We start from the raw sequence: 12,528 nt of genomic DNA on the forward strand, positions 1-12,528 counted from the left end.
CACCTTCGACGGCCGGCTCTCCGCCGCCCGGCGCTGAACCCCAACAACCCCAGAACCACCGTTAGCTTTACAGACCCTGCTCACGTGCCGGCGGTTCCTACAGCGAAGTCGCCTCCGCCGCCGCGTAGTTGAGACGGCCCGCGCCCCGCCCCACTCCTACCCACCAAAGGCACCTATGCCCGACACCCCCGCTCAGGCCCCTGACCCGCAGAAGGTCCTCATCTCCCCCCCCGCTACCTGGCTGCCAGCCTGCCCACCACCCACCTCGACTTCCTGGACGTCTTCGCCGAGGAAACAGGGTGGAGTGCGCAGACGGACAACTCGGCCCTGACCGTGACCAGTCCCTGCGGGCGTGTCACCATCCGCCACGACCAGACGGCCGTGGGGCAAGGCCCCCACCTGGTGGTCTCGGCCCGTAGCGAGGAGGACGCGTCCGAGCGATGGCGCACAAGCGTCAGCGGCGCTGTGCCGGTCGAGTTCGTCTCCACGCTCCTTGGCACCCTGGCGGCCGAACTGGTGGCCGACCCGGATCACGTCGTCTACGGAATCGGCGCCGAGCCCGGCCAGTTCGAGCTGCTGGTCGACATCGACGCCTGGAACCACTTCGAGACTTCCGGACTCTCCGGATTCATCTCCCGCGACGGGCAGGCAGCCGTGATCGGCCGGCCGCCGAACTCATCGGCGCCACCCATCCACGGCGACGCCTCCATCGCCAGGCACGTGGCCGCCTCCCCGGACGACCTCGGTCACCTGTGGGACATCTCGTTTACGCAGCAGGCGCCGGACTTCCTCATGCATGCCGTCGTCGCCAAGACCCTCGATCCCCGGCCATCCTGCGCTCCACGGCGTTCCCGTTCCCCAAGGCCGTCGTGCCCCTGGTGACCATCACGCACGTCCCGTCGCCTCGGCCTCCTGCGGCGCGGCCATCACCCGCCCGCCCGGCGTGCAGCCCCGAGCCCAAGCGCGCCCCGAGGACCCGCTGGCCCCGTCCGCATGGACGACGTCGTGGGTCGCCCCATCAGGACCTTGATGCCCACCCCTGCACCGAGATCACCCTCAGCATCAGCCGGACGCTCGGCCTCGTCGCCATCGCCTCCGGTGAAAACTGCGAGCGGGCCAACCAGGCCCTCGAAGCTGCCGGATTCAGCCGCCTGTCCAACGGCGCGTACACCGCCTCCCTCGCCGACGCGCAGGTCGCCCGGCACACCGCGAGCACCCTGGTGCACCGCGCCCACGAACACGGCGCCACCCTCGTCACCAGCTCTCGGCCCTACCTCGGCGACGTCGGCATCGAGATCGCCGCCCGGCTGCCCGGCACCTGGAGCGCCGAGCTGGAGATCTACGCCCACCCGCTGTGGCAGGACGATCTGTGGTACGGGCTCTGGGAAGCCGGCGAGATCCACTAGGCCCTCGAAGAGCACCGCATCCCGTTCGCGTCCGTACTGAAGAACGGCACGGATACCGAGCTGCTCCTGATCGAGCGGCCCGGCCACCGCAGCGGCTACCTCCTCGGCGCGCTCACCGACCACGAGAAGGAAGACGTCCACGACGATCCCGCAACGCCACGCACCATGGTGCTGCCCGTCGACCCCGGCCTCGCCGCGCACGCTGTGACCCACCCGTTCCTGCCCGCCTACCGCCGCGCCCTGCACCACCGGGACCTCAACACCGTCCTGTCGGCGCTGGAACGTAGCCGGGGGGAACACCAGACCCTGAAGGCAATCAAGGACTCCGGCCGGTACAGCGACGCCGTGCCGCTCGGCGACTCCCGCCTGATCGCCGGAATGGAGCGGGCCTTCGCCGACCACGCCTGGCTGGAGTTCCGTCACGTCCTCGAACACGCGCCACGCCTCCTCTCGCGCTGCCGGCCCGCCGCCACCGCCTGGCCCGACGACAGTGCAGCACTGACCCGGCTGCGCGAGGCACTTGCCCACAGCCAGGACACCTGGGACGAGTGGAACGGCCTGCGGCACGAGTTGTACTCGCTACCCCGGACGCTGCCGGCCCATGAATGGAGCCAGGCCCGCGGGCAGATGGGCCTCGCCGTCCTGTCGGCCATCGAGACCTGGCTCGCCGACAGCGAGGCGTTCGAGCGCCAGGGCCGCGCGGCCGTACCGGGCGGGCCGGCGGCTCTGTCCGAGCCCAGCCCACGGCTGCTCACCGCCCGCACCGTTCCGCCGCATGCGTACTGCGAACAGCCGGATCACCGTCCTGGAAGGGCAACTTGACGCACGTGCCAGTGACCGCGAACCTCTACCGAGAGAATCTCGAGCTGAAGAGGCAGGCGACTACACACCTCCAGGGACGAATCAGCGTCCTGCCCGCGCCCGGCCCCTGGACGGACTGACTACCCGCCGACTCCAGGGTTGCGTAGTAGCCGGTACAGCCCTTAACGCGAGGTTACTCTTCCCGCGTGCCGTGTCCTCGTGCGGCCACGCGGCATGCCAGTGGTTGTCTTGGCCGCCGGACAGGCCGCGTCGTTCGGGAAGTTCAACGAGGAGCCGATCTGCCCTGAGCTGGAGTGGTTCTTCTAGCTGGCGACGAGGACCGTAAGCGGATCACGAAGCGCCGTGGAAATCACAACCGCCCGGGCCACGTCGCAGATGTGTTGCGCAACATCGACCGCTTCTTGTCGGCTGATCCGCTCAATGTTCGGTGGGTGGTTGATCGAGCACCGACGCGCCGCATCGACGTCGCTATCGCTCAACTCCGCGCCGGGGGCTACGAGTTCAGCGATGAGGGCTTCACCCAGCTTCCTTTGCTCAAGCACAAGAACGTGAATTTCTTTGGCGCTGCAGCTCCACCCTCTCCAACTCCGCTGGCGGAGCGCTGCGTCCGCTGCATGACCCGAACGCCCCCATCGCCGTTGACGAGGAGAATGGCGCGCGAGGTTCGCGTCGTACGTGACGCGCGGCTGCCAACTGCCGAGATCTGGGGCCGTGCACAGGAGTTGGCGCGCCTCTCCAGTTCGCCTCGTACTGGATCGCCCGCGTAACCCACACGTGCGGCATGGAAGCGAACTCGATGCCACGAGCGCACTTCGTAGTAGTGGCGCACTCCATCATGATCTATTTGCGCCTTGCGTGGGCCAACGTCGGCCGGTTGAGTTGATGGAAGTCGTTCAAATGGCCATCAGCTGCATGTTCACATCACCGCGTTGCGCCAGAGATTGAATTCATACCTCGATTCCGCAGGAATCGTCACTGCTTCGTCGCACCGGCGCAAGGGGCAGATTGTGGCCGCAACTATCATCCGAGGTGAGGCGTGGGAGAGCACGATGAAATCCAAAGCCAGCGAGGGGACTGGAGCAATGGAAATCCGGCCTTCGCGGCCGTGGATGTCCTGCGTCTGGACCACGCCTTCGATTATGTCCAGGACGTGGCGCTACCCCGAGGAGGGCAGGGGATCTTCCCTTCATGGCTTCCGGCGGCGGAGCGGCGCGCGCTGAGAGCGCATTGCGCATTCTCGCACTGCGCGACGCTGGTGTTCCCCACTGGAGAGGCCGCGGCCATGGACTATTTCGCCGAGCGCGGCTGGAGCACACAGGCGTTGATCCCCAGTGTGCTGGTCAAACGCCGCTTGGCCGACCGGTACGGGATCAGTGAGAGTGACTGTCCGGTATCAGTCACCCGGCTGTCTCCAGCGGCCAACCCTCAGTGCATCGTTGAGGTCTTCCTGTTTCCGCGAGCTGCTGTCGGTCCTCGTGAATACATCTGCCGGAACGAACGCACGCATAACTTCGAGAACCACATTGGGTTCCAGGTGAAGGACCCCACTTCGTTCCGGCTGAATCGTCTCGCCGACATGCTTGAAGGAGACGGTCGAATGCTGTTCGAGGGCGCCGCTTATAACCCGCACGAAGGCCAGCATGGAACCACGATGCTCTATTTTGCTCCAGACGCTCGTGCGGCGCATGAGCGTCGCAGATTCAGCCGCTGGGAACTGCAGTGCGAAGGAGATCTGACCGGGTTCACTCACACCCGTCCAGTACGCGAAGCGGAACTGCATCGCGCGTATACGGCCCTCGCGGGAAATTGATCCCGCCCGTTCCCCGCCTCACCATCCCGTCCCTATCGCTGGAGGTACTGTGGCGATTCCTGCTGCCCCCAAGAGCGTTGTTCTGACGCCTGGACTGCACGACTACCTGGTGTCTCACGGCGTCCCGGCTGATCCGTGGGCCGCCCGGATCGCGGAACGCACCCGTCAACTGGCCCCGGACTGGGCGCACATGCAGGCGCCGATCGAGGAAGGGGCCCTGCTGACCTTTCTGGTGCGCCTCACCCGCGCGCGCCACGTGATCGAGGTCGGCACGTTCACCGGCTACTCCGGTCTGTGCCTGGCGCGTGGCCTGCCCGACGAGGGACAACTGATCAGTTGCGAGATCAGTTCCGAGTGGGCGCAAGTCGCCCGCGGTTTCTGGGAGGAAGCCGGGGTGGCCGACCGGATCGAGCTGTGGCTGGGGCCAGCGCTGGAAACCCTCACGAACCTCGCGGACGACAGCACCTTCGACCTGGCCTTCATCGACGCTGACAAGCCGGGCTACATCGACTACTGGGAAGCCCTCATCCCCCGAATGAGGCCCGGAGGCCTAATCGTCGTGGACAACGTGCTGTTCAGCGGCCAGGTCATCGACCCGTACCCGAGCGAAAAGCCCGCCGCTATCCGGGCGTTCAACACGCACGCGATGCAGGACTCGCGTGTGGATCTCGTGATGCTGTCCGTCGCCGACGGACTCACCCTCGCCCGCAAGCGCTCCCCGGGCACTGCCGGCCCGGCCGACCACCCCATCGCTTCCTGAGTCGGAAGGACGCATCGTGCCCACCGAAGACGTGCTGCCCGCCACACCCGTTCCTTCCCAGCGCCCAGCCCCCTATCCGCTGGGCTCGGCCGACGACGAGGTCTCCCGCCTGCTGGAGCAGTGCGCCTACTACAGGCCACAGGCCCGCAGCCTGATCGATCGGCTCGGTGTCCAGCCGGGCTGGCGGACAGCGGACGTCGGCTGCGGGCCACTAGGCATCCTGGACCTGCTGGCAGCCCGCACTGGACCCACCGGTCAGGTGCTCGGCTTGGACGCCCAGCCCCGCATGCTGGAAACGGCCCGCCAACTACTCAAAGACCACGAGCATGTGCGTCTGGAGCAGGCCGACGCGTACTCCTGCCACGACCACACCGGGTTGGATTTTGCTCATTCGCGTCTGCTGCTGGCCAACCTGCCGCGGCCTGAGCAGATCATCACGAGCATGGTTCGCATGGTCCGTCCCGGCGGCTACGTCGCGTTCCAGGAGATCGACTGGCAGTCCTGGTCGTGCGTTCCGTACAGCGCCGCCTGGGAGGAACTGCGCGGCCGACTGGCCGAGGCATGGAGCGGAGATGTCCACATCGGCCAGCGACTCCCGCGCCTGCTGGGATCGGCCGGCCTGACCGACATCACCGTCGATGCCAGCACCCGCATCCTCGAACCCGACGACGCACAGTTCGGCCTGCTGCTCTACTTCGCCAAGATCCAACGCCAGCGCCTGCTGGACACAGGACTCAGCCACGCGGAGCAAGACCGCCTCGTCCAAGCCATCCGCCGACACCTCGCCCAACCAGGGTGCCTCGTAGTCGATTCCCTCCTGTTCCAGGCGTGGGGCAAGGTCCCCGACTCTCCTGAGACCGCCGCAAAGCAGCACTCCGCGCCCGCCAAACGCGTCGCAGACCGCCCGCTCTCGGAACCCGACTGCGACCCGCGCTGAGCGGCGGGCGCAAGCTGCGGTCCCATGCCGCGACAAGCCGGCGCCACAGCGGCCACACCCGCTGCCGCACCGCAGCCGACCGACCAAGGAGCCCCGGTGCACGTCCCCCCACCAGCACAGTCGACGATCCGACCTCAATGGCCTCCCTCGGACCACGATCGAATACCGGCTGTATTCCCTGTGGCGACAGCAAGGCGCCCACCTGGAGCCCCAGGAACAGCGTCATCTCGTGGCCGCCCTGCTCTGCCTGCGCAGGACTGGACGTTACTGCTACGACCTCGGCGACCACGTCCGCAGACTCAAGACCGAGACCCTCGCCCTGAGACCCCGCACGGTGCAGCATGTCATGCGCGCAGCCCACCACGTCGGCACCCCGGTAGAAGTACTCGGCGAATCACACCCCGGCATCGTCATTCACGTAGGAATCGGATGGGAGAAGCCCGACCCATACCCCGCAGCGTGGTACGTCGTGGCCACACCCGCCCTAGGTGTGTGCCGCGCCCACGGAGCGGACGAAGTCGAATCGGTCGCCCCGCCGACATAGGTGCTGGCATGCGGATCGCCAGACCGAGGGTGTGTCCAATAGGCGGCGGATCCGATGATCAAGGGGACGCCGGAATGATCGGGACCATCACCGAGCGCGACGCTGTGCAGGAGCCGGTAGTCGTGTCGGCCGCGGAGGCGGTGTCGGACGAGCAGTTGGTCGCGATGCTGGTCGACTGTGCCCGCTCCGAGGGGCTGCAGCTGACCGGCGAGGGCGGGCTGCTCCAGCAGCTGACCAAGCGCTTCCTGGAGTCCGCGCTCGATGAGACAGAAGGCGGGGGCGGTGGGCACCCAACTTGAAGTCACTGCGTCACCTTTATGCCTCTGTCGAGCCACAACGCGCGGGCGTCGGCCGGCGGCGGCACGCTATCAGTGAGCCAGCCCGAGGGCGGCACGGAGCACTGCGAGCCCGCGCCGACCGACACCGTGGACGCTACGGCTACAGGCCGAAGCATCTGGACTCGATTGAACAAGTCAGGAGCCTGACCCAACGCCGAACGGAACGACGAAGGTTGATAGTTCCTCGGGACTCAACAGGGCGAAAGTCCCTTCTGTGCCGGCCGGCCCCTGCGTAGCGTTCTCACCGAGCAGCGGCCCGGGCGGGCGAGCCAGGGGAGGGCCGCTGCTCCACCAACGCCGAGTCCCCACTCCACCTACCCCACGCGGAGCAGGCGGGGCGCGGCTGTCGGTACCCGTCCTGGTCGACGGACCGACTCTGGGTCCGCAGCCTTCCCCCCGGCTGCGGGCCCGTACAAACCCTTCGCGGGACTGCTCGCCTCAGCCGGCCCGCGAAGTGGGCCAGCCCGAACCACGTGGGGGACGGGCTGGCCCCTCGGGCCCGTGTCTCTGCGTAGATGCGGGCCCGTTCCACCAGCTGCTTTGAAGCTCATCAAGGGTCGCTCAAGTATCGGAACCTTGCCCGCGTCATCAGTGACGCGGCGTGGCAGGGTGGTGTCTCGCGAAGTGGTGTAGCGGGTTGGGCCTTTGGAGTGCGCGGCTGTCGGCTCGCGGCGTGCATCTGAGGGCGGTGACTGTTCCCTGACCAAGAGGCGGCGATTGCGTAACTCACTTTGGTGCACGGCGAGTGCATTTGGAGGAGGACGTGATGGCCTTGTTCCAGTCTGACTTGATGCGGCTGCTGGGGTCGGTACGTGCGGCGGACGGAGTTGAGGCGATCAGGGTGCTGTGTGAGGGCATCCTGCAAGAACTCATCGAGGCCGGGGCCATCGGGGTCGCACCGCGCGAGCACTCCAGCGAGCGCACGACCTGGCGCAACGGGCACCATGATCGGCTGGCGAGCGGCCTGCCGAGGCCGAACACCGCGCTGTTCTCGGCCACTGGGAAGGGGACCTGATCATCGGTCTGGAGCGGTCCGCGATCGGCACGGTCGTCGAGCGGTCAACTCGACTCACGATGCTGGTTCATCTGCCGCGGGAGGAAAGCCACCGGCACAAACACGCGGTCAAGAATGGCCCTGCACTGGCTGGTTATGGGGCGATCACGATGAAGAACGCACTCGCCAGCACGATGTCGACTCTGCCCGAGCAGCTGGCACGGTCGCTGACATGGGATCGCGGCAAGGAGATGTCGGCGCACGCGCAGTTCAAGGTCGAAGCTGGCATTCCCGTATTCGTGGAGTGGTACAACAACCGTCGCCGCACTCAAGTCTGGGCATGATCAGCCCCATCAAATACGAGGCAGCACACTACGCTGACACAGAACCAGCGGCCGACTGATCACCGGCCTGCAAACCACCAAAAGGTATGTCGGGACAGTTCAGTTCTAGATGGACAACGGAGCCCCGCGGACCGTGACCTCGACACTCACGATCCGCGGCGGGCTTCGTTCCCGTGTCAACCCATCTGATCAGTCAAAACCGCCCTAGCTTCCAGGCCTTGGGCTGTAGGGGGGACCTAGTCAATGGGGCATTCTGGCCGCCGAGGGAGTACATCTCGGCTGGAATTGGGTTGTTGAGTCACCGCGCTACCTTTGAATGTTCATGGCGGCATCGGGGGCGCAGAACACCCCACACTCACGGACACCAGGAGACATTCGGACGGCCCCCGACTTATCGACTTTAGTTGACAAGACGGGTCTTGAGATGACTGTCGCGCGTGGAACGCTCCTGAGATCTTGGTGCTTCCTTAACTGGAAGGAAGCCATGTCCCTCTTGGGAGTTCGCTCTGTCATCGTCGCTGCGGCTGTTGCCGTTCCCTTCCTCGCGATTCCACATGCTGCAGTCGCGTCAGACTTGTCCGTCCGCGATCCCACGGCCCCTGGCTGCGAGGTGTCTCAGCTGACCGTCGACCACGTCGCGGGGGTCGTGAGGTGGGAGATCCGTTGTGCAGAGGAGCGTGATGTGGTCGTCAACGCAACAGCGTGGCACGGTGATTCCGCTTCTCATGTCCCAATCTCCGAACAGGAACAGCAGCGGCATGTTTTCGCAGGAGGGTCATGGGGCGGGACGATGAATATCCCGACGAATAGTGATCCGAGCACTGACCAGATCTCAGCTCAGGCGCTCAGCTTCATCCAGATCACTGATCCGCTTGAACTGCCGGCCGTTCTTGGCAGGGCCAACGGATAGCGGAACTGCTGCGAAGGAGCTATGAGGGCATCGGCCCGTCGCCTGCGCGTTGTGTCTGCAGGCCCTCCCGGCTGGCGCTTGCCCGCGTACCGCCGCATTCCAAGTCAGAAACCTCAACTGCCCCGGAGGAGACCGCACATGAGCCGCACCGACGTTCTGGTCGACGCAGACTGGGTCGAGGCCAACCTCGACAACCCCCAGGTCGCCATCGTCGAGGTCGACGAGGACACCTCGGCCTACGAGAAGAACCACATCAAGAACGCGATCCGGATCGACTGGACCAAGGACCTCCAGGACCCGGTCCGCCGTGACTTCATCGACCAGGAGGGCTTCGAGAAGCTCCTGTCGGCGAAGGGCATCGCGAACGACACGACCGTCGTCCTGTACGGCGGCAACAACAACTGGTTCGCCTCGTACGCCTTCTGGTACTTCAAGCTCTACGGCCACCAGGACGTGAAGCTCCTCGACGGCGGCCGCAAGAAGTGGGAGCTCGACTCCCGCGACCTCGTCGACGGCGACCAGGTGCCCAGCCGCCCGGCCACCGAGTACAAGGCCAAGGCGCAGGACACTTCGATCCGCGCCTTCCGCGACGACGTCGTGAACGCGATCGGCAGCCAGAACCTGGTCGACGTGCGCTCGCCCGACGAGTTCTCCGGCAAGCTGCTCGCCCCGGCCCACCTTCCGCAGGAGCAGTCGCAGCGTCCGGGCCACGTCCCGTCCGCGCGCAACATTCCGTGGTCCAAGAATGCCAACGACGACGGCACCTTCAAGTCGGACGAGGAGCTCAAGGCCCTCTACGCCGACGAGCAGGTCGACCTCGCCAAGGACACCATCGCTTACTGCCGCATCGGTGAGCGCTCGGCCCTGACCTGGTTCGTCCTGCACGAGCTGCTCGGCGTCGAGAACGTCAAGAACTACGACGGCTCGTGGACCGAGTACGGCAGCCTCGTCGGCGTGCCGATCGAGCTCGGCGCCAACAAGTAAGACTCTCCGTCCTTTACCCCTCAAGGAGTTCAGCAATGTGTGGAGCGAAGGCCGGCGGCCCCGACGCCTCGACGATCAAGCCCGGTGAGACCACCATCCAGGGTCAGGTGACCCGCGACGGCGAGCCCGTCAGCGGTTACGTACGCCTCCTGGACTCGACCGGCGAGTTCACCGCCGAGGTGCCCACCTCCGCGACCGGACAGTTCCGCTTCTACGCGGCCGAGGGCACGTGGACCGTACGGGCGCTCGTGCCCGGCGGCACCGCGGACCGCACGGTGGTCGCGCAGACCGGTGGCCTCGCGGAGGTCGCGATCGCGGTCTGAGCACACCGTCTGCGTGACGCGCGCACAGAAGGCTTGCGTCATGAGGAGGCCCTGGCACGAGTCTGGGGGGCGTCTATGACGGCATGTCTGCCATCAGTGTGGCGATCATTGCTTCATCGATCAGGCGCGTGAGCATCCGGGCAACGGCATCCATGGCGGAACAGTCCGACAGCATGAGGAGTATCGCCGGGTCGGGAAGGCGAACATGCGTCCGCCCAGTGTCATGCATGCTGCGCACGACTGCGGTGGCCAAACCGAGAACTGCCGCATCGGGGCATATCTTGACGGCCTCGGAGTTCAGTTCGACGTGCCAGAGCGACAACAGTACGCCCGTCCGGCGCCCATCTGTAATCGTTGGCTGGTCGTAGCGCGCCAATACGGTAAACCCTCTTCTTTCTAGCTGCTCCATGAGGGTGAACACAGCAAGTTCCACAGGCATTTCCAGCTGCATGGCTCGTCCGAACATGCCGTCTCTCTCAGTCGGGTGCACTTCTCTGCCGTTGAGCATAAGAGGATATTTCCTCACGGATCTACATTAGTTACCTCATCGTTTCATTTCGATTGCCTGGCGGTGGCCAGGAGTTGACCTAGGTTCCTGGAGCATCGCGATGACTGACGTACATGTATCGGCGGCCACTCCTTGGAAGTCCATGGCCGCCACGGCGGTGCTGTGGGGGTCGGCCTTCCCGGCAATCGCCGTCGCGTTGCACGAGTATTCGCCAATTGAGATCACGGTGCTGCGGATAGGTGTTGCGGCACTCGTTCTCACGCTGATCCTGTTCCGCCGGAGTGTCGGCCCGCTACGCGCGCGAGACATGATGCGAATGGCGGCCTTCGGTCTGTCAGGCATGACGGCCTATCAGCTTCTGCTCTATGAGGGCGAGCGCAGCGTTGACGCGGGCACTGCGGCCATGCTCATTGCGGCATCTCCTGTCCTTGTCACGCTCTTGGGCATTGCGCTATTCGGGGAGCGCCTCGGGACTCGGGGTGGGGTCGGTCTGGCAGGTGCATTGTGCGGGGCGCTGCTGATTGCGGCCTCGCTGGGGCCTGGGGGAGGAACTCTCACTGGAGCTGCACTCGTTATTGCCGCCGCAGCGGCGCAGGCCGTGTCATTCGTCTTGCAAAAGCCCCTGCTGGCCAGGTACTCCGGCGCCGAATGCACCTTCTATGGAAGCCTTTTCGGGCTCGTGCCGCTGCTGCCGTTCGTGCCCTCGACGCTCAAGCATGTGGCGGCTGTGGACTGGCACTACACTGCTGCGGTGACCTGGCTCGGCATCGGCTGTACCGTGCTCGGTTTCTGGTATTGGTCCCGGACCTTGTCGGCGACGTCGGCAGGCCGCAGCTCGCTCGCTTTGTATGGCGTCCCGGTTGCTGCTCTTGCGATGAACTCGGCGCTGGAGTGGACGGTGCCCACGCCGATGGCAATCCTGGGAGGCATCCTGGTACTCGTCGGAGTTGCCTTCACTGCAACGCGGAAGGCTGGCGCAAGGCGTGAGATCAAGCTCGACTGTGTGGCCGCTCGTGCGGTTCATCCCCGGGACTCCCTCCTCCGCCCAGTTCGTCGGACCAATAGCGCCGGAGGCGGCAGCGGTCAGGGCGTACAAGGCGCCGGTCGGCCTGTGCGTCGTTGAGCGAGCTGGCAACCAGATCATTTTCTGGGCATGTCGAGAGTGGTCGGCCCCCTGGGAACCTCTGACGGTTGTCCCCGCGTGCCGCGATGACAGAAGGCAGGCAAACCCGTCCGCTGCGGGGGCTCCGACGGGTACCTCACGTTGGCCCCACGGGGCGAGCGCGGGGCGGCAGGCCTAAGCTCCCGCGTGAAGAGGCGAACGTCAGGTTCATGCCTGAATGGGTGTCTCCCCGAATGAGCCACGTTGCGGGAAGTCGGCCGCTTCGCGCCTCGGCGGCATACTGGTGGGCCTGGCAGGACGTGGCGTCAATGTTCACCGCCCACCCCGCGCGCTTGACCTCACGGGCGTGTTGACCGCGCGGTGGGCGGCGTCGGCTTCGATCTGCAGCTCCAGCAGGATCGACTACCAGGTGGCATCAGCCGACCGCGACGATGCGGTTCGTAGACGGTCGGTCGGGTTCCGTACCGCGCGGGCACATCCGGCCACGGCACCCCAGTCCTCTCCCGGGACATCACCCCGTTGATTACGGTCCGGTGATCGGCCTACTGCCCGCCGGGCGTGCCATTGGTAGGCAGCAGATACTCGTTCGCGTGCCACTGTGTGTCTGTCAGCTCATGTCGGCGCACTATACGAACCTATTCAGGGCAGTTAGAGGGTTTCTGAGAAGCCCCGTTCAGGGCAGGCCTCTTGCTGCTGCGCGATGGAGTAGCAGCATGACCGTGGCC

At 65.8% G+C, this 12,528-nt stretch carries 11 protein-coding genes and 4 pseudogenes; 13 read left to right on the top strand and 2 right to left on the bottom strand.

The genetic code is table 11. The features are described 5' to 3' along the window. Positions 1 to 333 precede the first annotated feature (333 nt). The 12 genes and pseudogenes from H9Y04_RS48050 to H9Y04_RS44760 all read left to right on the top strand — a co-directional run bounded on the left by H9Y04_RS48050 (position 334) and on the right by H9Y04_RS44760 (position 10,172). Positions 334 to 882 carry an SPDY domain-containing protein gene (locus tag H9Y04_RS48050; RefSeq protein WP_308802054.1) on the top strand — a complete coding sequence of 183 codons (549 nt, stop codon included), beginning with the start codon at positions 334 to 336 and terminating at the stop codon, positions 880 to 882. Next, positions 879 to 1,406 (top strand): hypothetical protein, encoded by a 528-nt coding sequence (locus H9Y04_RS47375; RefSeq protein ID WP_236072245.1) that lies wholly within the window; start codon positions 879 to 881, stop codon positions 1,404 to 1,406. Before H9Y04_RS48050 ends, H9Y04_RS47375 begins: the two co-directional genes overlap by 4 nt. Positions 1,407 to 1,571: 165 nt before the next feature. Then, the gene (locus H9Y04_RS47380) at positions 1,572 to 2,228 is read left to right on the top strand and encodes a hypothetical protein (RefSeq protein ID WP_236072246.1); all 657 of its coding nucleotides are present in this window, start codon (positions 1,572 to 1,574) and stop codon (positions 2,226 to 2,228) included. 1,036 nt (positions 2,229 to 3,264) lie between these two features. Continuing rightward, positions 3,265 to 4,038, top strand: coding sequence for a hypothetical protein (locus H9Y04_RS44720; protein WP_187820008.1), 774 nt, complete (start codon positions 3,265 to 3,267; stop codon positions 4,036 to 4,038). A gap of 49 nt (positions 4,039 to 4,087) precedes the next feature. Beyond that, positions 4,088 to 4,798: an O-methyltransferase gene (locus tag H9Y04_RS44725; RefSeq protein ID WP_308802055.1), complete on the top strand. Its 711-nt coding sequence runs from the start codon at positions 4,088 to 4,090 to the stop codon at positions 4,796 to 4,798. A 16-nt stretch (positions 4,799 to 4,814) separates the two neighbouring features. Further along, positions 4,815 to 5,735 carry a methyltransferase domain-containing protein gene (locus H9Y04_RS44730; protein ID WP_187820009.1) on the top strand — a complete coding sequence of 307 codons (921 nt, stop codon included), beginning with the start codon at positions 4,815 to 4,817 and terminating at the stop codon, positions 5,733 to 5,735. Positions 5,736 to 6,353: 618 nt separating this feature from the next. Further along, a pseudogene (locus H9Y04_RS44735) lies at positions 6,354 to 6,542 on the top strand (IS256 family transposase); the annotation flags it as partial. Between the two features lie 841 nt (positions 6,543 to 7,383). After that, positions 7,384 to 7,608: pseudogene (locus H9Y04_RS44740) on the top strand (IS256 family transposase); the annotation flags it as partial. Beyond that, a pseudogene (locus tag H9Y04_RS44745) lies at positions 7,575 to 7,910 on the top strand (transposase); the annotation flags it as partial. The pseudogenes H9Y04_RS44740 and H9Y04_RS44745, both read left to right, overlap by 34 nt. 727 nt (positions 7,911 to 8,637) lie before the next feature. Then, positions 8,638 to 8,865 (top strand): hypothetical protein, encoded by a 228-nt coding sequence (locus H9Y04_RS44750; protein ID WP_187820011.1) that lies wholly within the window; start codon positions 8,638 to 8,640, stop codon positions 8,863 to 8,865. 138 nt (positions 8,866 to 9,003) lie between these two features. Then, complete coding sequence (locus H9Y04_RS44755; RefSeq protein ID WP_187820012.1) at positions 9,004 to 9,849, top strand: sulfurtransferase; 846 nt, start codon at positions 9,004 to 9,006, stop codon at positions 9,847 to 9,849. 35 nt (positions 9,850 to 9,884) lie between these two features. Then, positions 9,885 to 10,172 carry a DUF1416 domain-containing protein gene (locus tag H9Y04_RS44760; RefSeq protein ID WP_187820013.1) on the top strand — a complete coding sequence of 96 codons (288 nt, stop codon included), beginning with the start codon at positions 9,885 to 9,887 and terminating at the stop codon, positions 10,170 to 10,172. A 73-nt stretch (positions 10,173 to 10,245) separates the two neighbouring features. On the opposite strand, the gene H9Y04_RS44765 is transcribed toward H9Y04_RS44760, so the two are convergent. Then, positions 10,246 to 10,698: a hypothetical protein gene (locus H9Y04_RS44765; protein WP_214662274.1), complete on the bottom strand. Its 453-nt coding sequence runs from the start codon at positions 10,696 to 10,698 to the stop codon at positions 10,246 to 10,248. A 124-nt stretch (positions 10,699 to 10,822) separates the two neighbouring features. Here H9Y04_RS44765 and H9Y04_RS44770 point away from each other — a divergent pair, with 124 nt between their 5' ends. Continuing rightward, complete coding sequence (locus tag H9Y04_RS44770) at positions 10,823 to 11,803, top strand: DMT family transporter (RefSeq protein WP_187820015.1); 981 nt, start codon at positions 10,823 to 10,825, stop codon at positions 11,801 to 11,803. A 338-nt stretch (positions 11,804 to 12,141) separates the two neighbouring features. On the opposite strand, the pseudogene H9Y04_RS47910 reads toward H9Y04_RS44770, so the two are convergent. Further along, a pseudogene (locus tag H9Y04_RS47910) lies at positions 12,142 to 12,330 on the bottom strand (hypothetical protein); the annotation flags it as partial. Positions 12,331 to 12,528 lie beyond the last annotated feature (198 nt).

This window comes from Streptomyces polyasparticus (genome assembly GCF_014493765.1).
Classification (GTDB): Bacteria; Actinomycetota; Actinomycetes; order Streptomycetales; family Streptomycetaceae; genus Streptomyces; species Streptomyces polyasparticus.

What these genes read in the sequence shown, in the direction of transcription:
- H9Y04_RS47380 (WP_236072246.1), top strand. Translation starts at nt 1,572, where the DNA reads ATGGTGCTGCCCGTCGACCCCGGCCTCGCCGCGCACGCTGTGACCCAC.
- H9Y04_RS44755 (WP_187820012.1), top strand. Translation starts at nt 9,004, where the DNA reads ATGAGCCGCACCGACGTTCTGGTCGACGCAGACTGGGTCGAGGCCAAC.
- H9Y04_RS44770 (WP_187820015.1), top strand. Translation starts at nt 10,823, where the DNA reads ATGGCCGCCACGGCGGTGCTGTGGGGGTCGGCCTTCCCGGCAATCGCC.
- H9Y04_RS44760 (WP_187820013.1), top strand. Translation starts at nt 9,885, where the DNA reads ATGTGTGGAGCGAAGGCCGGCGGCCCCGACGCCTCGACGATCAAGCCC.